The sequence below is a fragment of the Bacillota bacterium genome (genome assembly GCA_013178045.1).
Classification (GTDB): Bacteria; Bacillota; Ch66; order Ch66; family Ch66; genus Ch66.
In genome coordinates, this window is record JABLXP010000007.1 from 25,060 (window position 1) to 48,462 (window position 23,403).

A 23,403-nucleotide genomic window follows, 5' to 3' on the forward strand; every position below is an offset into this window, starting at 1 on the left:
ACCTCCATATATTCTATTCTATATTATTATATTATTATATTCTCAGGGGGAATAACCTTGGCCTTCTGAAGTGTATGTCTGGACACAGTTACTTCTGTTTTTGATTACTATGAGTTACTTAACGCAAAGCAGATCTACTTAACCTGGTTAACAGGTCCTTTGGTGGCCAGCGCGGACTTAACCTGGACGCCTTTCAGGTTTCCCAGTTTTCCAGTTAGGGCGCCGATTTCGTCGGTAGTTCCGTCGACAATCAGCGAAATGACCGAAACATTCCGTTCCCGGTAGGGAATGCCCATCCGGCCGACGATAATTTCGGCGTGCTGTGCCAGAATTTCATTGATTCTGGGTGCGACCTCACGATTAGTGACCACAATGCCGACTACCCCAATTCTTTCTTCCACGGATTTATCACCTCGTTGCGCGCGGGTTAATTGGACATAAATAAAGGCCTACCCCTTCGGTTTATATAATACCAACAGAGTAAGCCCAAACAGCAACACAATATTCCACCTCCCCTTGTGACCGGCAACCCTTTCTCTCAGGGACAGTTAATGATGAACCCTCCAGGCAAGAATTTTTCCCACCCGTCAGGTTGCTGATCAATTATATATACTAATTTGTATTTATTGTACTTCTAGAAGAGGGCCGAGTCAATGGGCCGTTAACCTACCAATGACTTAATCTTGTCGAAATTTAAACTATCGATAGTGACAATTATAATCAAGGGTGTTAGAATCGTACCAGATAGAGAAAAGTTTTACGGAGGATTGTAACAGCTTCAAGAAACCGTACTATAATTGACTGTACCTAACTATTTTGCTATCATAAAATTATGGAACTTTTATCCATAGGTGAAGCAGCAAAGAAGTTAGGTGTACACCCGAACAGGCTCCGAGCGTGGGAAAAGCAGGGATTGATCAAGCCCGTGCGCTTGCCCAGCGGCCAGCGGAGATACCCGGTGGAGGAGATAAATCGCATTTTGGGAACGGGAGGGATGAAGACAGAATCGGAAGCGGTTGTCCTCTATGCTCGGGTATCAACGAAGAAGCAGGCCGATGCGGGAAATCTGGAGCGTCAGATGGAAAGGTTGCGGGCATACGCACGGGAGAAAGGCTATCGCATAGTGGCGGAGTATTTGGATGTGGCTTCAGGTTTAAACCAGAACCGCCGTGGCCTGGAGCGGGTGCTCAAGAGCGCTGAACGAGGTGAGTTCAAGAAGCTCATTATCGAGTACCCGGATCGGCTAGCACGTTTCGGGTATGGTTATCTTGAACGCCATTTGAGATACTGCGGGGCAGAAATAGAGATCACTTCACAAAAAGAGTCTGAAGACGCATACACGGAGCTGTTGCAGGATTTGTTGTCCATAGTGACATCTTTTTCGGCCCGGCTGTACGGCGCTCGCGGTGGCAAAAAAGTTCGGCAAGGGTTTCGGGAACTGATACGGAAGTGGTGCGGGATGAAGAAGCGGAAAAAGGAATTGATTAATCCTAAAAGCGGCATGAAATACACCGTCTGCGGCGAGTTTTTCCCAGAAGTTTACCCGGCTTTCCGCGCCGAAAGATGGAGTCGAGGAGAAGAAACTCCACTTGACACCGAGATGCGGCTTTTTGGTGCCTGCATGCGGTGGGCCTTTAATCGCCTGCAGGAAGGGCATACGCGGGAAGAACTCAAAAAGCAGGGTCAAAAAACGTTTGGCCTGAACTCCCGCTTTGCCGACGATGCCATACTTAAAGCGAAAGAAATCATCATTTCTCAAAAAGAGCTTTTAAACCTGGAAATCAAAGAGGCAGAAGCAAAACTGACCCGCGCCAAGAAGAAGCTCGGCCGGGTGGAAAAAGACCTGGAGAGAGCTATCAGAGTAAATGATCCGGTTAGAATCGAAAAAGCCAAACTCACCATGCGCGGCCGCAGGGCCAGGGTAAAAAAGCTATCCGACAAACTGGAGAAACTAAAAAACTACCGGGACAGCAACGCCATGCCCAAAATAGTTTTCGGCGGCCGCACTTTGTGGAAACAGGTCTGTAAAGGCAGGGCTACAAGAGAAGAGTGGCAGAACGCCCGGCGAAACCGTCTCTACGCCAGAGGAGACAAGACCAAAGGCGGCAACCCGAACATTAAACTGAGCTGGCGAAACGGAGAGTTTTACCTTGCTGTAACCATCTCTCATCTGTCGGAGCAGAAAGAAGTGGACAGCGCAGGCAGGCCGCTGATGACAAGGGCGCCGAAGGTAAGTGGCAAGCTATGGCTGCTGGAGAAGCACAAGGTTAAAGTGCTGGAGCTGCTTCTTTCCGGGGCTCCCTATTCCGTAGAGCTGATTAAAGGCAGCGACAGCCGGTACAGAGTCCACGTTACATTTACCGCAGAATTGCCTCTAACCCAAACAAATCTCAACAGGGGTTATCTGGGAGTGGACACCAACCCGGACGGGGTGGCGTTGGCAAATGCAGGCTTCAACGGCCAGCCTGAGCCCTGGCTGGATGGATTTGTCGTACCATACCCGAAGGCCCTGCACAAATACGCTGGAGAGTTCCAGGTAACGATTCACCCTAATGGATTTCTCTACATCAAGATACCCGAACTTGCTTACGGCCGGGGATACCGGCGCGCCTACCTGATAGGGGCGCTTGTCAAGGTAGTGACGGACACCGCAAAAGCCTTGGGTAAGCCTATCGCATTAGAAAACCTCGAATTCGGCAAAGACCGGCTGGACACCAATAAGAAATTCAACCGAATGGCCGCCAACTTTCCCTACCGCAAAGTAACGGAAGCCATTATGCGAAGGGCTTTCAAGGAAGATATCGGCGTAAAGCCGGTCTGGCCGGCGCACACTTCTACTATCGGCTGGTGGAAGTACATGCGGCAGTACGGTATAACCGTTCACCACGCCGCAGCTTTGGTTATCGCTCGAAGGGCGAGCGGTTTTAAAGAATGCATTACCGGAGAGTTGAAGCAAAAAATTCAAGCTATTAGGGAAGAGCTGAATCAGAAGGTTAATTCCTTGCCTGGGGAAGGAAAAGGGATGAGCCGAAAGGTAAAGCGGCTTTTCAAGCGGCTGGAAGAGAAAATCTCCGTTCACAACGGGCTGACCCGTTTTAAGCAGGAATCTTTTTATTCCGTCTGGCATGACTTGAAAGAGTTGGTTTTGCTGAGTAGGTGACCCTGTTAGCCGGAGTTCAGACAAACCGGTAGGCCGTATCTAACAGATCGCGGGAGGCGTCTGGTGCTGAACACCAGGCCATGAAACAGACAATGCATAAAAAGCACCTGATTCATGCAGTTCTTTCGCCGGGTGGGACTCCCGGGGCCGAGGTCTCCCTGTCACCCCAGGAAATATTTCAAACGGAGGTGTAAAGCCTGGTCATGGGGAGGCCGCTTAACTGGATTAAAAACAGTTAAGTTTTTTGAACCAGGTGGCTCATGGTTAACCTGACTATTGATGGCCAGGCTATCCGAACCCGTAGAGGTATGACGATTCTGGAAGCGGCCAGGCAAGTGGGTATTGATATTCCTACCTTTTGTTATGACCCTGACTTGCGGCCGGTCGGCTCGTGCCGGATCTGCGTGGTGGAAGTGGATGGCTGGCGGACACTGGCAGCAGCCTGCGTGACACCGGTGACCGAGGGCATGGTTGTCAGAACGGATTCACCGGCCGTAATCGAGGCCCGTCAGGTTATCCTGGAACTAATGCTGGCCAATCATCCCCTGGACTGTTTGACCTGCGAGAAAGCAGGGGCCTGTAAATTGCAGGAATACTGTTACCGGTATGGAGTCAAAGACAGCCGGTTTAAAGGGGCTAAATACCACTATCCCGTTAATGATCCCAATCCCTTTATCGAGCGGGATTACAATAAATGTATCATGTGCACCCGTTGTGTTCGGGTGTGTGAAGATGTAGTCAATGTTGGTGCTGTCAACGTACAAAATCGTGGTCATCACGCCAAAATCGCCGCTGCTTTTGACAGCCACCTGGCCGATTCCCCGTGCGTTTTCTGCGGCAACTGTGTCATGGTCTGTCCGACCGGCGCGTTGACGAGCAAGGTTAGCGCTGGACGCGCGCGGACCTGGGACGTAGAGAAAAAGATCTTGACCACCTGTCCTTACTGTGGCACTGGCTGTACCCTTGAACTCAATGTCAAAGACAATAAAGTGGTTGGGGTTACCTCCAACCGTTCGCCAGGGAAGAGTCCGGTCAACCAGGGCTACCTCTGTGTCAAGGGGCGGTTTGGTTGGGATTTTATTAATTCGCCTGACCGCCTCACTGATCCGCTAATTAAGGAAGATGGGAAATTCCGCAAGGCGACTTGGAAGGAGGCCATCGACCTGATCGCGGCCAAATTTAAAGAACTGAAAACCAACTACGGCGGTGATGCCCTGGTAGGTTTAAGCTCCGCTCGGATCACTAACGAAGAGAACTACCTGATGCAGAAATTTGTCCGCGTGGTGCTGGGCACAAATAACGTCGACCATTGCGCCCGTCTCTGACACTCCGTTACCGTCGCTGGTCTAGCGGCAGCATTCGGGAGTGGGGCGATGACCAACTCCATCGGAGAACTCATTGATACCGACGCTATTTTTGTCATTGGCTCGAACACCACCGAAAACCACCCGGTGGTGGGCATGAAAATCAAACAGGCGGTTAAGCAGGGTGCGCAACTGATTGTCGCCGATGTCCGTAACACTGAACTGGCTGGCTTGGCCACTGTCTGGTTGCAGCACAAGCCCGGTACCGATGTCGCGCTGCTCAACGGCATGATGCACGTTATCCTGGCCGAAAACCTGCACGATCAGCAATTCATCGCTGAACGGACGGAAGGTTTTGCCGAACTGGCGGAAGTGTTACGTAAATACACCCCGGATTACGTGGCCGAGATCACCGGCGTACCAGCGGAAGAGATCAAAAAAGCCGCCCGCCTCTATGCCCGGGCTGACAAGGCTTCGATTGTCTACTGTATGGGTTTAACCCAGCACAGCTGTGGGACGGATAACGTCTTGTCCGTAGCCAACCTGGCCATGCTGACCGGCAACCTTGGCAAAGAAAGCACGGGTGTTAACCCCTTGCGTGGACAAAACAACGTTCAAGGTGCCTGCGACATGGGAGCGTTGCCCAACGTCTTAACTGGTTATCAACCAGTGACCAATGCTGACATCAGAAAGAAATTTGCTGCTGCCTGGGGGGTGGACAGCTTACCCGAAAAACCCGGGCTGACCCTTACCGAAGCGATGAACGCCGCGTATGAAGGTAAAATCAAAGGTATGTACATCATTGGGGAAAATCCGCTGGTCAGTGATCCCGATCTCCGCCATGTTAAGGAGGCCTTGGAGAAACTGGACTTCCTGGTTGTTCAGGACATTTTCCTGACGGAAACAGCTCAACTGGCTGATGTGGTTTTGCCAGCAGCTTCGTTTGCCGAAAAAGAGGGAACATTCACCAACACCGAACGACGTGTTCAGCGGGTACGGAAAGCCATTGAGCCGCTTGGTCGCGCTAAACCCGATGGAGAAATAATCTGTGCTCTGGCCACGAAGATGGGTTACCCAATGCGCTATGGTTCTGCCGCCGAAGTGATGGCCGAGATCGCTTCTCTCACCCCGTCGTATGCGGGAATTAACTATGAGAGGTTAGAAAAAGGCAGCCTGCAGTGGCCTTGTCCCGATGTTAATCACCCGGGAACGAAGTTCCTCCATCAAGATAAGTTTTCACGTGGAGGGGGGAAGTTCCATGCGGTGGAGTATCGACCGCCAGCCGAACAACCTGATGCCAAGTTCCCGCTTATTCTGACCACCGGTCGAAATCTATTCCATTACCATACTGGGACCATGACCCGGCGCTCAAAAGCCCTGAACGCGTTTGTTCCGGAGGCCTGGGTCGAGATTAACCCGGTTACAGCTCAGTTTTTAGGAATTAAAGATGGTGAATGGGTGCGCCTGAGCTCTCGACGGGGAACGATACAAGTGAAGGCAACGATAACCAGCAAGGTTAGGCAAGACGTTGTTTTTATGCCGTTCCATTTTGCTGAGGCGGCTGCTAATCACTTAACTATCGGTGCGCTAGACCCGGTGGCGAAAATCCCTGAGTACAAAGTCTGTGCTGTCCGGGTGGAAAAGATCGGCCCAGCAGCAGAATAAATGGAAAAAGTAAGATTAAGATATAGATAAATATTCCAGCAATGTACTTGCGAGTAAACGGCTGGGAAACTGATATATATATATCATAATCCTGGCTGTTTTTTCGTGATTGCTGTCGAATTCTTTTTTAGCCATGGTTTGGAAGAAGTGTAATTAACAGGAGGAATTTTTTTTTGTATGTAGAATACTTTTTTGAATGTAGATTGTATGTAGAATACTTCTTTGTTTCTATAGATCACTGCCCGTGATTTCCAATTGATCCGGTGTTCGTCCGGCTGATATAATAAACTGTTTTATTTGTACAGGTCAATAACTTGCTGAATGGTTGATTGTGGTAAGCCGTGTTTGAAGGAATATGCTGCTACAAAGTCGAATCAAGCAACAGATCTCCTTTTTCAATATTAGACAAGAATAAAGTGTTCAACGATTTATGAATGTTTTCTCAATCTCAATCTCAATCTAGGTTAATCCTGGTCTAAACCAGGATGCATCGCTCTTAGCTACATTTTAATTTCCAGACAAAGGAGGTGAAAATACAATGGAAAAGATTTCAGCAATCATCGCAAACTACAAAGAAGTACCGGGCGGTTTAATTGAAGCTTTTCATGCAATTCAAAAAGAGTACAGCTACATTCCAGAGGAAGCCTTAAAGGAAGCAGCCAAAGCATTTAATCTACCGCTCAGCAAGGTGTATGGCGTCGCGACCTTCTATTCTTATCTGTCCGTAAAGAACCGTGGTAAAAACATCATCCGTGTCTGCGCCAGTGCTCCCTGTCACATCAAAGGCGCGGCGGAAGTAGTCGCTGCTGTTGAAAAAGAACTTGGCATCAAATTAGGCGAAACAACGGCAGATGGCAAATTTGCCCTTGAAGCTACCGAGTGTGTGGGCGCCTGCCAAATGACCCCGGTGATCACCATCAATGGGAAACCGTTTGGTGACCTGACGCCGGAGAAAGTACCTGCGGTTTTGGCTCAATTCAAGTAAGCAACTGGCAAAAAACGAGCGCGAAAGAGATTGGAAGGAGGGTTAATCCCAAATGGCCGAAGAAATGCGCCTAGTTCTGCGTAACTATGGCAAGATTGACCCGGCGAACATTGATGACTACATCAAAGTCGGCGGCTATCAAGCCTTGGCCAAAGCCCGCAGCATGAGTCAGGCCGACGTTATCGAAGAAGTCAAAAAATCGGGCTTGCGGGGCCGCGGTGGAGCCGGGTTTAACTGTGGACTTAAATGGAACTTCGCGTACCAGGCCCAGGCCGACCAAAAGTACATCATCGCCAACGCCGACGAAGGGGAACCTGGTACTTATAAAGACCGCCTGATCATGGAAGGAGACCCGCACAGTCTGTTGGAAGGGATGGCGATCGCGGGCTATGCAGTAGGAGCCACCAAAGGCTATATTTATTGCCGCGGGGAATATCCCTACATCGTTGAACTGCTCCGGCAAGCTGTCGTCCAAGCAAAAGCTAAAGGCGTTTTAGGCGACTTCGACATCGAAGTCCGCATGGGCGCTGGCGCCTACGTCTGCGGCGAAGAGACCGCATTAATCGAATCGATCGAAGGCAACCGCGGTGAGCCTCGCTACAAACCACCGTTTCCCCCGACCGCAGGCCTGTGGGGCAAACCGACCATTGTTAACAACGTAGAAACCTTAGCCAGCATCCCGGTAATTATCGAAAAGGGAGCGGATTGGTATAAATCAATCGGGGCACCCAGCTACCCGGGCACTAAAATCTTTACCTTAACAGGCGACGTCGCCAACAAAACCTTCTGTGAAGTTCCGACCAATACCACCATACGGGAAATTATCTATGGTTTCGGGGGCGGAGTTGTCGGCGGTAAATTCAAAGCCGTCCAGATTGGCGGTACCTCAGGGGCCTTCATTCCTGAATCACTGCTCGACACCCCGGCTGACTTTGACTCCATGAGCGCAGTTGGAGCTACTTTAGGTTCTGGTGCTGTCTTCGTCCTTAACGATACCCGGGACATAGTGGACACCGTTAAATGCATCGCCAAATTCTTTGAACACGAATCCTGTGGTAAATGCACTCCATGCCGGGAAGGCACCATGCGGATGTACGAACTAATGAAGAAAATTAACGACGGAAAAGGGACAAAACAGGACCTGGCTCTCATGGAAAAACTGGCGGGAGTAATGTCCATTGCCTGTTTGTGTGGCTTGGGACAAGCAGCGCCGACTCCAGTAGTCACTACCCTAAAGCACTTTAGAGCAGATTACGACGCCAAGGTGAGCTAACCAAGAAAGTGAGATTGCCAAAAAAGGAGTGAAAAGCAGATGGTAACGCTGACCATCGACGGTATAAAAGTGCAGGTACCGAAGGGGGCGACCATCCTCGAGGCAGCGAAAGCGGCCGGCGTACATGTCCCAACCCTCTGCTACCATCCAGACCAGGCTGTTAAGGCCAACTGCCGCGTCTGTGTGGTAGAAGTCGAAGGGGTACGTCTACTCCAGGCCGCCTGTTCCCAGCCGGTCACTGAAGGAATGGTCGTCAAAACCGCTTCGCCCAAGGTACTCAACGCGCGGAAAACCATAGTCGAACTAATCCTGGCGCACCATCCCCAGGATTGCTTAAAATGTATCCGCAACCAGAACTGTGAACTGCAGACCCTGACTGCTGAACTCGGCATCCGGGAAATTCCCTTTGAACCCAAGGTACGGGGACTGAAGAAAGACACCTCCACCCCGTCCATCGTTCGTGACCCCGACAAATGCGTCCTGTGCCGGCGCTGTTTAGAGGCCTGCCACGTCACCCAGACCGTTGGGGCGCTGGGGCTGGAAAACCGGGGCTGTGAAGCCATCGTTATCCCGGCTTTAGGGAAAGACCTGGCCGAAACCGGCTGTGTCATGTGCGGCCAGTGCGTCCTGGCCTGTCCCGTTGGCGCTTTGGCCGAAAAAGAACAGATCGATGAATTCCTGGCGGCGGTGGCCGATCCGGACAAGATTGTCGTCACCCAAATTGCGCCGGCCATCCGGGTAGCGATCGCCGAAGAAGTGGGGATGAAGACCGGCGAACTCGATATGCTCAAATTTGTCGCTGGACTGCGGAAGATCGGCTTTGACCGGGTCTTCCACACCAACTTCACCGCAGACCTGACGATCCTGGAAGAAGGCAACGAACTCTTAGAGCGGCTGCAGCACGGTGGCAAACTCCCGATGATCACCTCCTGCAGTCCGGGGTGGATCAACTTCTGCGAAACCTTCTACCCGGACCTTCTGGACCACCTGTCCACCTGTAAGTCCCCGCAACAAATGTTCGGGGCGCTGGTGAAGACCTACTGGGCGCAGAAGATGGGAGTAGACCCGAAGAACATCTATTCCGTCTCAATCATGCCATGTACGGCCAAGAAATACGAAGCGCAGCGGCCGGAAATGAATGCCAGCGGCTATCGGGACGTTGACCTGGTTCTAACTACTCGCGAACTGGGCCGGCTGCTCCGGCGGGCGGGGATTGACTTCAGTAAACTGGAGCCTGACAAATTCGACTCCTGGATGGGCGAATACACTGGCGCGGGCGTTATCTTTGGCGCGACTGGCGGTGTCATGGAAGCCGCTCTGCGGACAGTTTACGAAGTGGTTACCAAAGAAACCTTGGCCAATGTTGACTTCATCCCCTGCCGTGGTTTAGAAGGTGTTAAAGAAGCCTCGGTCAACCTGGCGGGAACAGAGGTCAAGGTAGCGATCGCCCACGGGTTGGGGAACGCCCGGAAACTGTTAGATAAGATCCGGGCCGGTACTGCCGACTACCACTTTATCGAAATCATGTGCTGCCCAGGCGGCTGTATCGGTGGTGGTGGCCAACCGATCCCGACCACCATGGCGAAGCGGCAAGAACGGATCAACGCGATCTACGCGGAAGACGCTGGTCTGCCAAAGCGAAAATCGCATGAGAACGAAGAAGTCATGACCCTGTACAAGGAGTTCCTGGAGAAACCGCTTGGCCACAAGTCGCATGAGTTGTTGCATACCCACTACCATCCCCGGGAAGGCAAGCTCCTGTAGCCTGAAGCCCGGAACTTGATAGATCACTCTAACTGATCAAGGGCTACCCTGCTTTAGGGTAGCCCTTGATCTATGCCCTATTTGTTTGCAAACTGTCACTCTTCGACCAGACACAAGATTAAAAAATATCATGTCGAAATCTTTAGATTGTTCTTCTGCCAATCCTGACAAGGATTTAACCCGGACGTGTACTATAATTACGGTAATTAGTCGCGGTTTGAAAGGTAGGTGTGTTTACGCGTGTTAGAAAAAATCGATATTTACCCATACCGCCGTATTCCCGTTCAGCGTTCCCATAGCAAGCCTCAGCTTCAGCGGCCCAGTAAGACTGACTTACGCTTGAACAAGATAAGAGAAACGGTATTAAAAGTCATAAACTGGCCGAACCTATTGCTGATGGGGATAGCTTTTATTCTAGCACGCGGCCTTATTTTAAATGAGTTATGGCCTTTTGGCAGTGCCTGGATGGCCGCCACTACAGTGGATGATAAAACCCGCTCGCTTGGCATATTCCTGGCTACAATGGCCGGTCTATGGACGGTTACCCAGGGCGCTGACTTCTGGTCATCAGCGGCGGTGCTAATTTTGCTGCTGATTGTGCTTCGGTCACTGGAGATTGATCTCTACCGCCGGTGGTTGACCATACCGATCTTGGTGCTGGTCACTAACCTAGTAACGAAGAGTTGTTTCCTGGTCGTCCAAACACCATCACTCTACCAGGAAATGGCCATCATTTTTGAAAGCTTGATGACGGCGATTTTAACCTTTGTTTTTATGGTCGTGATTGAATTAATACACAATCGAGACGGCGAAGAAGAATTCAGTTTAGAAGAAAAAGCTTGTTTTGTTCTCCTGGTGGTTAGCTTAATCATTGGGATTAACGACATCTACCTGAAAGGCTTTTCACTAGGTGGAATAGTCAGCCGACTCAGTATTCTCATTGGCGCTTATCTCTGGGGTGCAGGGATGGGTTCCGCGGTTGGGGTAGGCATGGGTGTACTCCCAAATCTGTCGCAAGCAATTAGCCCGTACACTATTGGCTTTTTAGGACTCTCAGGGTTATTGGCCGGGGCTTTTCGAACATTTGGTAAAATCGGCGTGGTTTTAGGGTTTATGCTGGGTAATCTGATGCTGTCTTTTTACTTAAAAGACGGCCCAACGGTGGTGACCAGTTTAGCTGAATCCAGCGTAGCTGCGGTGCTGCTGTTATTAGTGCCGAGTAGCTGGATATTTGTTTTAAGCTGGCCAGCTAGCCAGTCGGAAAAGGTTAAGGAAAGCGGGAGTAGTCAACCTTCGTGGTTCTCGTTTTTTAGCCATGACAAATTAAGGATTAAAACGGTGGCGGTTGAGGAACGGCCAGCGGATCCAGTGCTGCAGGCGTATACCGTAGCAAAACTTCAAGAGTTGGCCCAAATTTTCCAAGAACTGGCCCGGCCGTTTGATCAAATCGCCAGTACGGTGACGGAGGAAGACGGGGATAAATTAATGGGCCTCTTCAATAGTTTGGCTACTCGGGTTTGTAAAAACTGCCCTGTTTATCGTGTGTGTTGGGAAAATGAATTCTTTAAGACCTACAAAGCAATCCTGGGTCTTTTTTCTACTCTTGAAACTAAAGGAACTTTAACGGAAGACGAGATTTCGCCGGAGATTCGGCGGCGGTGTGTGAGGCTGAAGGAACTGGCGGCAACTATCAATCATCTATTTGATACGCAAAAGCTGAACCACTACTGGCAAAAGAAAGTGACCGAGAGTCGGGAGGTTGTTTCGGCTCAACTCAGGGGAGTAGCGGCAATCATGGCTGAATTGGCCACTTCCATCCGACAGCCGGCGGAACCCCAACCGGAGTTAGAAAAGCGGTTGAGGAAACAGATGAAGAAGCAAGGAGTTCATTACAGTTCTCTGACTGCCTACCAATTTTCCGACGGAAACCTGGAAATAAGGCTAAACCGTCGCGTCTGTCGAGAAGTCAATGAGTGCCGGGGACGGATTCTGGAAATGGTTTCTCAGAGCGTTGGGCAGCGGTTAGCGGTTCAGGAAGAGGAATGTTGCTGGCGTATGGGTGGCAATCAGTGCAGCTTCAAACTTGTGCCAGCCTGGACTTATGAAGTAACTACCGCGGTAGGACAGATCGCCAAGGAGAGAGAGGTTTCGGGTGACAGTGTTAGTTCAGTCGACCTGCCGGATGGAAAACATTTGCTGCTTCTGAGTGATGGGATGGGGGTGGGCGAACGGGCGGCGCACGAAAGTCAGGCCACCATCCAACTGTTGGAGCAGTTGCTCCAGGCTGGTTTTGACAAAAACCTGGCCATCAAGACAATTAACTCGATTCTGGTCCTGAGAAACGGCGAGGAGTTCTTTTCTACCATCGATCTGACCCTGATTGATCTAAACTCGGGGGTTGCTGATTTTATCAAGGTTGGAGCGGCCCCCAGTTTTGTTAAACGAGGGTCGAAATTAGCGGTCATTACCGCGAATTCCCTACCGGCGGGAATCTTACAGACGATTGAGGTTGAGTCCTTGCAGTGTAACCTTTTGCCAGGAGATATCCTGGTAATGGTTACAGACGGAGTACCAGACGCCCATCCCAATCTAGCCGAGAAGGACCAGTGGATTAAGAAACTTCTGGAAGAAATTAAGACGGAAGATCCACAGACAATTGCCGATGTCTTGTTGGAACAGGCCAGGAAATTGGCCGGAGGCCAAATCAAGGACGACATGACAGTACTTGTTGCTCGGATTGGGGCCGCGCCAGTGTAAGTCCACCTTCATAACACAATTAAGGAATGACTCGTATATTGTAGGTGTGATCTGGGAAAATTAACTAAAGAATGTATTTTCTTATTTTTCAGCAGGAAAATAGCCCTAGTTGTCGAAGGATACTACTTAGAAGCGCGAAAAGCGCCTTTTTTCATCATTGAAGGAGCTGCTGATGTTACAAAAGGTTCAGACAACCATTAACCGATACAAGTTGCTTTCATCTGGGGACAAGGTATTGGTAGGCGTGTCCGGAGGGCCTGACTCGGTAGCCCTCTTACATTGCTTGGTGACGCTTGCCCCAGTTTATGGTTTCCAATTACAGGTCATTCATGTCAACCACATGTTTCGGGGAGAAGAAGCAGCGGCGGACGCTGCTTTTGTTAAAGATTTGTGCGAGCAGTGGAACATCCCGGTCTCAATTCAGGAGATTAATGTGCCGGCGCTGGTGGCGGAGACAAAGTCCTCGCCGCAAGCAGTCGGACGCGAGGTGCGTTTAGCCCTGTTTGAACAGGTAAGCCGGGAAATAGGGGCGAACAAAATTGCGCTTGGTCATCACGCAGATGACCAGGCGGAAACCGTATTAATGCATCTGCTCAGAGGGGCGGCAGCGGAAGGGCTCGGCGGTATGTACCCGCGGCGGGGGCAGATTATTCGACCATTGCTGGAGGTCCGGCGGGTTGAAATCGAACAGTATTGCCGTGAACACGGGTTGTCATACCGGATCGATTCATCAAATCAAAAAGCGATATACCTCCGCAACCGGGTGCGACTGCACTTAATTCCTCTGTTACAGGCAGAATATAACCCGAATATCGTGACCAGGTTGAATGAGATGGCTGAGCTACTGCGTGATGAGCAACAGGTATTGTTCGAACAGACTCGTTCTGCTTTTGCCCGGACAGTGACTCAGCAGGATGAACAGTGGATGGTTGATTTAGATGAGTTTTCACGTCTCCCTACGGCGCTGCAGCGCCGCATCACCAGAGAGATTTACGCGCGGTTAACCGGTAGCACGCATGGCTTAAAGTTTAAGGACACAGAAAAAGTGCTGGCGCTAGTCAGGACCGGGGTAGTAGGTAAAGTGGCTCAACTCCCCAGGAACGTCTGTTTTAGCCGAGGTTATGGGATGCTTATTGCCAGGCTGGGTCGGGTTGGTGCAGAGCTGAAGCGAGAAGAAGGAGAATACATGCTAACGGTACCCGGCTGTACTGTGCTGCCGACTCTAGGACTTAAGGTGACTGCTGCCTTGATGTCTTCGATCCCTCGAGAGGAGGAAACCGGGGAAAATAATTACCGGGCTTATTTGGATTGGGAAAAGGTTGACCTGCCCTTATACTTGCGTTTTCGCCGGCCAGGGGATGTCTTTCAACCTCTAGGGACACCCGGTCGGAAGAAGTTAAAAGAGTTTTTCATTGACGCGAAGATTCCTAGAGCATGGCGGGATCAGATTCCCCTTATCGCTTCCCGGGAGGCAATTTATTGGGTTGTCGGCTATCGATTGGATGAACGGTGTCGGGTTACTGCACAAACTCGACAGATTATGTGTATACAGGTGGAAAAAATCCAACCAAACCAGACACATTAGGTAATTGTATTTGATAAGGTGTCGTTGTTATGCTAAAATAACTTAGAATGAGGAGTTGACTGGCTCCAGGCAATATGAAATGAAAACAACTCAGGAGTATTCTTGGCTAAGATAAATTGGACAATCACCCTGAGGGGAAAGGAGGTACATGATTGAGCCGCATTTTTAAGAACCTGGCGATTTACCTATTAATTGTTTTGATTGCGGTATCGGCGATCAGGTGGACATCGCCTAGCGAACAGCCGGAAAAGCCGTTGACTTACACGCAATTTTACAAGGCGGTTCAACAGGATAAGGTTAAAGATGTAAAGATCGTTAGCGAACGGGACATCAACCGCATAAGCGGTACGTTTAAGAATGGCGAAAAGTTCAGTCTCCAGGGGCCGAAAGACGATTCGTTAGATCAGTTGCTGGTGGAGCACAACGTGGAATTAACAGTTGAACCGGCGCCGGAGCCTCCCTGGTGGACAGGATTGTTATCGACTTTCTTGCCGGTTTTGCTCCTGGTCGGGCTGGTATTTTTTATGATGCAGCAAACCCAAGGGGGCGGCAACCGGGTGATGCAGTTTGGCAAAAGCCGCGCCCGTTTGCATACTGACGAAAAGAAAAAAGTGACTTTCGCTGATGTTGCAGGAGCCGACGAAGCCAAAGAGGAGCTGCAGGAGGTTGTTGAGTTTTTAAAACAACCGAAAAAATTCATTGAACTGGGAGCACGGATTCCCAAGGGAGTCCTACTCTTCGGCCCGCCGGGTACTGGGAAAACCCTGTTGGCTCGGGCGGTGGCTGGAGAAGCCGGGGTGCCCTTTTTCAGTATTAGCGGTTCCGATTTTGTTGAAATGTTTGTCGGGGTTGGTGCCTCCCGTGTCCGCGACCTGTTTGACCAAGCGAAGAAGAACGCGCCTTGCATTGTATTTATCGACGAGATCGATGCTGTTGGCCGTCAGCGGGGGGCTGGCCTGGGTGGTGGCCACGATGAGCGGGAGCAGACCTTGAACCAGTTGTTGGTGGAAATGGACGGGTTTAGTGCCAATGAAGGCATCATCATCATTGCCGCTACCAACCGACCAGATATCCTTGATCCCGCTTTGTTACGTCCAGGGCGTTTTGACCGGCACATTACGGTCGACCGGCCGGATGTGAACGGGCGGAAAGAAATCTTGCAGGTCCACGCGAAGGATAAGCCGCTGGAAGATGGGGTTGATCTTGAGGTGCTGGCCCGCCGAACCCCGGGCTTTACCGGCGCGGATCTGGCTAACCTGATGAATGAAGCGGCCTTGCTGTCTGCCCGCCGGGATAAAAAGAAAATTGGCATGCAGGAACTCGAAGAATCAATTGAGCGAGTGATTGCTGGACCAGAGAAAAAGTCCAGCGTGATTAGCGAACGGGAAAAGCAACTGGTTGCCTATCATGAGGCCGGTCATGCCGTGGTCGGGGCTTTACTGCCGCATACTGACCCGGTGCATAAGATTTCGATTATTCCCCGGGGTCGGGCCGGCGGTTACACGTTACTGTTACCAACGGAAGACCGCTACTACATGACCCGTTCTCACTTGTTGGATGAGGTCACAACCCTGTTGGGGGGGAGGGTGGCCGAAGAGATTGTCCTCAAGGAGGTCAGCACCGGAGCCCAGAACGACCTGGAGCGGGCTACTGAAATTGTCCGAAAAATGATCACCGAATACGGCATGTCCGAAGAGCTTGGGCCACTGACTTTTGGCCGTAAGACCGAGCAAGTCTTCTTGGGACGGGACATTGCGCGTGACCGAAACTACAGTGAAGCGGTTGCTTTTTCCATCGATAAGGAAGCGCGGAAGATCATTGAATCTTGCTATGAGAAGGCAGAGGAAATTTTGCAGCAGAACCGGCATAAACTGGAATTAGTTGCGCGAACGCTGATGGAGAAAGAAACCATCGAGCGGGAAGAGTTCGAGGCATTGATGAAGCGGCATCCCGACGATCCGGGGCCTAACTCGACCGAACTGGCATCGACTTCGCCCGCGGTGAGCGGAGCACCGGAGGGCAACGTTATTCCGCGAGTGACCGCGAATCCCGAAACTTGTTAATATGGGTGTAAAACGTTCTAGAAAGGAGCAGTAGTCTCATGGAACGAACATTTGTTATGGTCAAGCCCGATGGAGTCCAACGCGGGCTGGTGGGGGAAATTATCAGTCGCCTGGAAAAGAAAGGCTTTCAACTGGTAGGTATGAAACTCTTGCAGATGAGTCGGGATCTGGCAGGTCAGCATTACGCTGAGCACCAGGGGAAGCCTTTTTTTGAGGGACTGGTTGATTTTATTACTTCCGGTCCGGTGGTGGCTATGGTTTGGGAAGGGAAAAACGTGGTCAGGATTGTCCGTGAAATGATGGGGGCGACCAACCCTGTTGAAGCTGCCCCAGGGACCATCCGGGGACAATTTGCTGTAGATATCGCGCGCAATGTCATTCACGGTTCCGATTCTGCAAGCAGTGCCGAACGGGAAATCGCTTTCTACTTTAAACCTGAGGAATTAGTGACGTATAAGCGGACCATCGAATCCTGGTTATATGAATAAAACTGTGCCACTGAAGGCAGGTACCGGTTTTTCGGAACCTGCTTTTTTATCGTCTATTGATCTGCGTCTCCGCTTTTCTTGGCAAAAAAGATTATGATATAATGGACGCAATGATATATTTGCCCAGTAAATCAGGAACAGGCTGATTAAGGCAAACCTAAAATTAAGTAAAACAAAAGGAGGGACACAGTTGGATTTTAATCTGAGACCTGGCTTGACTGGGGAAAAAAGAGAAGCGGTGACCGAAAACAATACCGCGCTCCAGTATGGTAGTGGTGGAGTAGCCGTTTACGCCACACCGGCGATGATTGGCTTGATGGAAGGGGCATCGATCGCCGCGGTTGATCACCTGCTCCCACCTGGGTACAGTACGGTGGGGATCAGCCTCAATGTTCAACACACGGCGGCAACTCCAGTGGGCTTGAACGTGATTGCCCGGTCGGAGTTAATTGAGGTTGATGGAAGACGGTTGGTCTTTAAAGTGGAAGCCTTTGATGACCGGGAACAAGTCGGTAGGGGAACCCACGAACGGTTTATTATCCAAATGGACAAGTTTCTAAAAAAGGCTGAGTTAAAGGCAAGTAAATAATATTTTATCAAGTAAATAATATTTTATTATAGTAAGGAATGATAGCAGTGAAAAGTGACATTGAAATTGCTCAAGCAGCGCAATTGAAACCAATCATCGAAATCGCCGAAACCCTTGGCTTATCAGAAGACGATTTGGAATTGTACGGACGGTATAAAGCAAAAATTTCCCTTAAGGTACTAGACCAGCTGAAGGATCGACCGAATGGCAAATTGATCCTGACCACTGCGATCAATCCAACACCGGCCGGTGAGGGGAAAACCACCACCACGGTTGGTCTGGGACAAGCCCTGTCTCGCCTGGGTAAAAAAGCCGCGATTGCTTTACGGGAACCGTCGCTGGGTCCCAGTTTTGGGATTAAAGGAGGAGCGGCGGGCGGTGGCTATTCTCAGGTGGTGCCGATGGAAGACATTAATCTTCACTTTACTGGGGATATCCACGCCGTAACAGCTGCCCATAATCTTCTGGCGGCCCTTTTGGACAACAGCCTCCACCACGGCAATCCACTGAACATCGACCCGCGCCAGGTGGTCTGGCGACGGGTGATGGATTTAAATGAACGGGCCCTGCGGAATGTGATCATCGGACTAGGTGGGAGGCTGGATGGTGTACCACGTGAATCTGGTTTTGATATCTCGGTGGCTTCTGAGATCATGGCCTGCCTGTGTCTAGCCAGTAATTTGATGGATCTTAAGGAGCGGTTCAAACGGATCGTTGTTGCCTATACATACGATGGCCGGCCGGTCACCGCCGGTGATCTTCAGGCCCAGGGATCAATGGCGGTATTGATGAAAGATGCCATTAAACCCAACCTGGTGCAAACCCTGGAGAACACTCCAGCGTTCGTGCACGGAGGCCCGTTTGCTAACATTGCTCATGGCTGTAACAGCGTGGTGGCCACGCAAATGGGGTTAAAACTAAGTGATTATCTGGTGACAGAGGCCGGTTTCGGTGCTGACCTGGGAGCGGAAAAGTTCTTGAATCTGAAGTGTCGTTTTGCCGGGTTGCGTCCTAACGCTGTGGTGCTGGTCGCCTCTGTTCGGGCCTTGAAACATCACGGTGGAGTAGCGCCAGGCCAATTGAGCGAGATCAATCTAGCGGCGTTGGAGAAGGGTGCGGCCAACCTGGAAAAACACCTGGAAAACCTGAACAAGTTTGGCTTACCGGTTGTGGTGGCCATCAACCGGTTCCCCACGGATTCTGCTGATGAACTGCGGCTGGTTAAAGAAAAATGTGAGGCGCTGGGAGCAGAAGTGGCTCTGTCTGAGGTCTGGGCCAAAGGTGGCGAAGGCGGTCTGGAGTTGGCGGAAAAAGTCGTTGCTGCCTGTGATAAACCCAACAACTTTAAATTCTTGTATGATACGCAGCGGCCAATCAAAGAAAAAATTGAGATAATCAGTCGAGAAATTTACGGGGCCGAGCAGGTGATCTATACAAAAGAGGCGGATAACGCCATTGACCGCTTCACCGAGATGGGCTATGGAGATTTGCCGGTCTGTATGGCCAAAACCCAATATTCTCTGTCTGATGACCAGGCGCTAAGGGGGCGGCCGACTGGTTTTGCTATCACGGTCAGAGAGGTCAGGCTGTCGGCCGGTGCCGGGTTTATTGTCCCGATCACGGGGGCGGTTATGACTATGCCGGGGTTGCCCAAGCGGCCAGCGGCGGTTGATATCGACATCGACCGGGATGGACGGATTACCGGCTTGTTCTAATAAAGTAAAGTTCCAGAGGGGATTAGGTTATGCAGACCATCACGGTCAGAACGATCAAGGTGGATAACCTGCGAGAAGCAAATGCTCTGCTGCGCCGGGTCGGCGCCGATCCGCGGGGTGTCGCGATCATGGCGCCCAAGGCGGTGTCTCGGGTGCTGTATCTGAACAGCGTCCCGGTTCATGTAGCGCACATCCTCAAACAGGAAATGCTGGCCAGTGGGGGTGACGCGGCTGTTCACCGGGGAGTGATTACCGGTGAGGTGGAACAGACGGATGTTGTTCTTCTGGGTACGTTGAAACAGTTACAGCAGTTGGTCATTAAACTCAAAACACAGCCCTATTTTCGCTTACCCCAACTTGCGGAACAGATTGACACCGTCCTGACTGTGGTTGAGTCCAGTCCGAAAGGGGGATTAAACTGCCGGGGTAAGTGGCTGCCGCTTGGGCGGCGGACTTTGGTCATGGGCATCCTGAATTTGACTCCTGATTCTTTTTCGGATGGCGGTAAGTTTAATCACCCTGAGGCTGCGTTGGTTCAAGCCAGGCGGCTGGTTGAAGATGGCGCGGATATTCTGGATGTAGGGGCGGAATCAACTCGTCCCAACGCCACGCCGGTGCCGGCGGAGGAAGAGTTAAGACGGATCAAGCCGGTCTTGTCGCAACTGCTTGCGGAGATCGATGTCCCGATTTCCGTTGATACTTATAAGGCAAAAGTCGCCCATGAGGTTTTAGCCATGGGGGTTCAGATGATCAATGATGTTGGCGGTTTAAAGTTTGATCCTGAACTGGCGCGGGTGGTGGCTGATTACCGGGTTCCGGTGGTGATCATGCACAACCGAGCCCGCGCTGAATATCAGGACCTCATGAGTGAATTAGTCGCAGACCTGCGCCAGAGCTTAGAACTAGCCAGTCGGGCGGGAATCGCTGAGGAGCAGATTATTCTCGATCCCGGCATTGGTTTTGGGAAAACTCAGCAGCACAACCTGGAGATCCTCCGGCGTTTAGGTGAGTTACGGGTGCTGGGAAAACCCTTACTCCTGGGCACTTCTCGAAAATCGTTTATTGGAGCCACGCTTAACTTGCCAGTAACCGAACGAATGGAAGGGACGGCGGCGACGGTTGCGCTGGGGATTGCTAACGGTGTGGATATTGTCCGGGTTCATGATGTTAAGGAGATGGTCCGGGTTGCTCGGATGACTGATGCCATTGTGCGAGGCGACGGTGATGACTGACCGTATTATCTTAAAGGGCATGCGTTTTTTCGGTTATCACGGGGTGTTGCCGGTGGAAAAAAGCAATGGGCAGGAGTTTGTGGTTGACGCTGAATTATTCCTGCCGCTGCAGCCGGCCGGGGAGAGCGATAATCTTAATTTAACGGTTAATTATGCAGCCGTGTACCAGGATATTCGGGCCCTGGTCGAGGAACGGCGGTTTGATTTGATCGAAGCGCTGGCTGAGGCTATTGCCAGCCGCCTGCTCGACGTATATCCCCCAGTCCAAAAAGTGGTCGTGCGGGTCAAAAAACCGCGAGTACCTCTGCCAGGCCCGCTTGAGTACGCCGGTGTGGAGATTGAGCGGGGTCGGGAGTAATGGCCGAGACAGCATTTATTGGGTTGGGGTCTAACCTTGGGGATAAAGCGGCGTATCTCAATTCTGCCCTGGAAAAATTGCGACAGGTGCCAGGAATTTCTGTTATCCAGGTTTCATCGTTTTACGAGACACCCCCGTGGGGTTACCAGGAGCAGGATTGGTTCTTAAACGCGGTCGTCGAGATCCAGACTGAACTTAAACCTGAGGAACTGCTTATCAAGCTGCAGGAGATCGAAACTTCCATGGGGCGGATGCGCTCGATCCGCTGGGGACCGCGGACCATAGATCTGGATATCCTTCTTTACGATCAACTGGTCATTGAGCGCCAGGATCTGAAGATCCCCCATCCTGGACTGGCGGAGAGGGAGTTTGCCCTTGTTCCTCTGGCGGAGATAGCGCCAGCATTCAGACTGCCTGATGGACGAACTGTGGCTGAATTAGTGGAACAATCGGGAATTTGTATGAAAAAAATTATTGTCCCCAAAATGATGACGTGATAAAATAAAGGCGCAATCGAAAGTCGAATTTTTTTTTAGAGTAACTGCATAGGAAAAAAATCCGCTTGTAGCCATTAAGGACCGAGACGGAAGGTATGATGACAATGACGGCGTGGAAGCCTTCTGGAGTTAGTGTGTCCAGAAGGCTTTGTTTATCCGATGCAATTTGGGGAACCTGTTCACACGGAAGAGGGTTTGCGTTGAGGAGGAAGGGATACCATGGATAAAAAGAAGATCGCTATTATCGGCGCAGGAGTTGTCGGTTCGGCGGTTGGGATTATTCTTAAAGATCATGGTTACCCGATTGTGGGGGTGGCGAGTCGTTCCCCTGCATCTGCTGAGCGGTTAGCTAACCGTTTGCATACTACGGCTTACTTATCTTATGCTCGAGCGGCTAAACTGGCTGACCTGGTTTTTGTGACCACTACGGACAGTGCTATCGTCACGGTGGTCGAGGAGGTGGCGGCCGTTCAGGCCTTTCATCCTGGACAGATTGTCGTGCACATGAGTGGAGCGTTGAGTTCGGCGGTGTTAGCGCCGGCGGCTCGATTGGGGGCGATCGTTTTATCGATTCATCCCCTCCAATCATTCGCCAGTGTGGAACAAGCCATCCAGAATTTGCCTGGCTCCATTTTTAGTATTGAAGGAGACCCGCAGGGTTTCACCACGGCGGAGGAACTGGTTCGTAACCTGGGCGGGGAGTTTTTTTTCATCGATCAGAGGACCAAGCCTCTCTACCATGCCGGAGCATGTGTTGTATCCAACTATCTAGTCACGCTGGTTGACCTGGGAGCCAGGTTGCTCGAATCTGCCGGCCTCCCGCGGCAATCAGCTATAAAGGCTCTGCTGCCGCTGCTCGAGGGGACACTGCGCAATATCCGGAACGTAGGGATTCCCCAAGCCTTAACCGGCCCGATTGCCCGGGGAGACGTGGGTACTATTCGGAAACACCTATCAATTATGCAGGAGGTGGAGCCAGAACTCGTTGATCTGTACCAACGGTTAGGTTACCACACAGCGGAGGTAGCTGGACGTAAGGGCACGATCAACCGGGAACAAATCGAAGAACTGCAAACCATCTTATCAAACACATTCACAATTAAGGAGTGATGCTGGATGGCACGTGTGACTACGGTATCCCTGAAAGAGAAAAAGAGACGGGGCGAAAAAATCACCATGCTCACGGCCTACGATTATCCGACGGCCAAAATGGTTGATGAAGCGGGAATTGACACCATTCTGGTCGGGGATTCTCTGGGGCAGGTGGTGCTGGGGTATGAAAACACCCTGTTCGTAACGATGGACGAGATGATCCACCACACCCGAGCGGTTAGCCGGGCAGTGAAAAACGCGCTAGTGATCGGAGATATGCCTTTCTTATCCTACCACATCTCGATCGAGGAGAGCCTGCGCAATGCGGGGCGGTTCATCCAGGAAGGTGGCGCGCAGGCAGTTAAGCTTGAAGGCGGTCAGGAGCGAGTTGAGACGATCAAGGCCCTGATCGCGGCAGGGATACCGGTGGTCGGGCATATTGGCCTGACCCCACAAGCGGTACATCAGTTCGGTGGCTTTAAGGTTCAAGGGAAGGACCTGGAGACTGCGCGGAAATTGATCGCGGATGCCAAAGCTCTGGAAGAGGCGGGTGTGTTTGCCCTGGTCCTGGAATGTGTCCCGGCTCCGCTGGGTAAGAAAATTACTGAAGAAATAAGTATCCCGACAATCGGGATCGGGGCTGGACCTGATTGTGATGGTCAAGTGCTGGTAATTCACGACCTGCTTGGTCTGTATGGCGGACACGTCGCCAGATTTGTCAAACAGTATGCTCAGTTAAACGGGTTGATTTTGAATGCCCTGCGGCAGTACAAAACTGAGGTGGAAAACGGGACATTCCCCGACCCGGAACACTCATACGGATTGAAGGACGACACCCTGAGCAAACTGTATTAACCCAAGTAAACCATGGTTCGG

The 23,403-nt window shown here is 51.2% G+C and carries 17 protein-coding genes; 16 read left to right on the forward strand and 1 reads right to left on the reverse strand.

From position 1 onward, the window contains the following. Positions 1 to 134: 134 nt before the first annotated feature. Complete coding sequence (locus HPY81_05600; protein NPV26928.1) at positions 135 to 401, reverse strand: CopG family transcriptional regulator; 267 nt, start codon at positions 399 to 401, stop codon at positions 135 to 137. Positions 402 to 832: 431 nt separating this feature from the next. Between HPY81_05600 and HPY81_05605 the strand changes: the two genes are divergently transcribed. The 16 genes from HPY81_05605 (at position 833) to panB (ending at position 23,382) form a co-directional block, all read left to right on the forward strand. Next, positions 833 to 3,160 (forward strand): IS607 family transposase, encoded by a 2,328-nt coding sequence (locus tag HPY81_05605; GenBank protein ID NPV26929.1) that lies wholly within the window; start codon positions 833 to 835, stop codon positions 3,158 to 3,160. Between the two features lie 260 nt (positions 3,161 to 3,420). Then, positions 3,421 to 6,129, forward strand: a complete 2,709-nt coding sequence (gene fdhF, locus HPY81_05610; GenBank protein NPV26930.1) for a formate dehydrogenase subunit alpha — start codon at positions 3,421 to 3,423, stop codon at positions 6,127 to 6,129. A gap of 538 nt (positions 6,130 to 6,667) precedes the next feature. Beyond that, entirely contained in the window at positions 6,668 to 7,114 is a 447-nt protein-coding gene (nuoE, locus tag HPY81_05615) for an NADH-quinone oxidoreductase subunit NuoE (GenBank protein NPV26931.1), read from the forward strand. 52 nt (positions 7,115 to 7,166) lie between these two features. Beyond that, positions 7,167 to 8,387 carry an NADH-quinone oxidoreductase subunit NuoF gene (gene nuoF, locus HPY81_05620; protein ID NPV26932.1) on the forward strand — a complete coding sequence of 407 codons (1,221 nt, stop codon included), beginning with the start codon at positions 7,167 to 7,169 and terminating at the stop codon, positions 8,385 to 8,387. A gap of 39 nt (positions 8,388 to 8,426) precedes the next feature. Continuing rightward, positions 8,427 to 10,151, forward strand: a complete 1,725-nt coding sequence (locus HPY81_05625) for a 4Fe-4S binding protein (GenBank protein ID NPV26933.1) — start codon at positions 8,427 to 8,429, stop codon at positions 10,149 to 10,151. Positions 10,152 to 10,391: 240 nt separating this feature from the next. Then, positions 10,392 to 12,908, forward strand: coding sequence for a SpoIIE family protein phosphatase (locus HPY81_05630; protein ID NPV26934.1), 2,517 nt, complete (start codon positions 10,392 to 10,394; stop codon positions 12,906 to 12,908). Positions 12,909 to 13,080: 172 nt separating this feature from the next. Continuing rightward, positions 13,081 to 14,493 carry a tRNA lysidine(34) synthetase TilS gene (gene tilS, locus HPY81_05635; GenBank protein NPV26935.1) on the forward strand — a complete coding sequence of 471 codons (1,413 nt, stop codon included), beginning with the start codon at positions 13,081 to 13,083 and terminating at the stop codon, positions 14,491 to 14,493. A 152-nt stretch (positions 14,494 to 14,645) separates the two neighbouring features. Further along, positions 14,646 to 16,556, forward strand: a complete 1,911-nt coding sequence (locus HPY81_05640) for an ATP-dependent metallopeptidase FtsH/Yme1/Tma family protein (protein NPV26936.1) — start codon at positions 14,646 to 14,648, stop codon at positions 16,554 to 16,556. Positions 16,557 to 16,594: 38 nt separating this feature from the next. After that, complete coding sequence (gene ndk, locus HPY81_05645; protein ID NPV26937.1) at positions 16,595 to 17,044, forward strand: nucleoside-diphosphate kinase; 450 nt, start codon at positions 16,595 to 16,597, stop codon at positions 17,042 to 17,044. A gap of 304 nt (positions 17,045 to 17,348) precedes the next feature. After that, the gene (locus HPY81_05650; protein NPV26938.1) at positions 17,349 to 17,633 is read left to right on the forward strand and encodes a thioesterase; all 285 of its coding nucleotides are present in this window, start codon (positions 17,349 to 17,351) and stop codon (positions 17,631 to 17,633) included. Between the two features lie 47 nt (positions 17,634 to 17,680). Further along, on the forward strand, positions 17,681 to 19,348 hold the full coding sequence (locus HPY81_05655) for a formate--tetrahydrofolate ligase (protein NPV26939.1): 1,668 nt from the start codon (positions 17,681 to 17,683) through the stop codon (positions 19,346 to 19,348). Between the two features lie 29 nt (positions 19,349 to 19,377). Beyond that, positions 19,378 to 20,580 (forward strand): dihydropteroate synthase, encoded by a 1,203-nt coding sequence (gene folP / locus HPY81_05660; GenBank protein ID NPV26940.1) that lies wholly within the window; start codon positions 19,378 to 19,380, stop codon positions 20,578 to 20,580. Next, positions 20,573 to 20,938, forward strand: coding sequence for a dihydroneopterin aldolase (folB, locus tag HPY81_05665; protein NPV26941.1), 366 nt, complete (start codon positions 20,573 to 20,575; stop codon positions 20,936 to 20,938). The genes folP and folB overlap by 8 nt, the downstream gene beginning before the upstream one ends. After that, the gene (folK, locus tag HPY81_05670; protein ID NPV26942.1) at positions 20,938 to 21,435 is read left to right on the forward strand and encodes a 2-amino-4-hydroxy-6-hydroxymethyldihydropteridine diphosphokinase; all 498 of its coding nucleotides are present in this window, start codon (positions 20,938 to 20,940) and stop codon (positions 21,433 to 21,435) included. The genes folB and folK overlap by 1 nt, the downstream gene beginning before the upstream one ends. A gap of 219 nt (positions 21,436 to 21,654) precedes the next feature. Beyond that, a complete protein-coding gene (locus tag HPY81_05675; protein NPV26943.1) occupies positions 21,655 to 22,545 on the forward strand; it encodes a DUF2520 domain-containing protein in 891 nt (296 codons plus the stop codon). A 6-nt stretch (positions 22,546 to 22,551) separates the two neighbouring features. Beyond that, entirely contained in the window at positions 22,552 to 23,382 is an 831-nt protein-coding gene (gene panB / locus HPY81_05680; GenBank protein ID NPV26944.1) for a 3-methyl-2-oxobutanoate hydroxymethyltransferase, read from the forward strand. Positions 23,383 to 23,403 lie beyond the last annotated feature (21 nt).

Coding starts and splice junctions, on each gene's coding strand:
- HPY81_05650 (NPV26938.1), top strand. CDS start 17,349: ATGATTGGCTTGATGGAAGGGGCATCGATCGCCGCGGTTGATCACCTG.
- panB (NPV26944.1), top strand. CDS start 22,552: ATGGCACGTGTGACTACGGTATCCCTGAAAGAGAAAAAGAGACGGGGC.
- HPY81_05605 (NPV26929.1), top strand. CDS start 833: ATGGAACTTTTATCCATAGGTGAAGCAGCAAAGAAGTTAGGTGTACAC.
- ndk (NPV26937.1), top strand. CDS start 16,595: ATGGAACGAACATTTGTTATGGTCAAGCCCGATGGAGTCCAACGCGGG.
- folK (NPV26942.1), top strand. CDS start 20,938: ATGGCCGAGACAGCATTTATTGGGTTGGGGTCTAACCTTGGGGATAAA.
- folB (NPV26941.1), top strand. CDS start 20,573: ATGACTGACCGTATTATCTTAAAGGGCATGCGTTTTTTCGGTTATCAC.
- HPY81_05675 (NPV26943.1), top strand. CDS start 21,655: ATGGATAAAAAGAAGATCGCTATTATCGGCGCAGGAGTTGTCGGTTCG.
- folP (NPV26940.1), top strand. CDS start 19,378: ATGCAGACCATCACGGTCAGAACGATCAAGGTGGATAACCTGCGAGAA.
- nuoE (NPV26931.1), top strand. CDS start 6,668: ATGGAAAAGATTTCAGCAATCATCGCAAACTACAAAGAAGTACCGGGC.
- HPY81_05625 (NPV26933.1), top strand. CDS start 8,427: ATGGTAACGCTGACCATCGACGGTATAAAAGTGCAGGTACCGAAGGGG.
- nuoF (NPV26932.1), top strand. CDS start 7,167: ATGGCCGAAGAAATGCGCCTAGTTCTGCGTAACTATGGCAAGATTGAC.
- tilS (NPV26935.1), top strand. CDS start 13,081: ATGTTACAAAAGGTTCAGACAACCATTAACCGATACAAGTTGCTTTCA.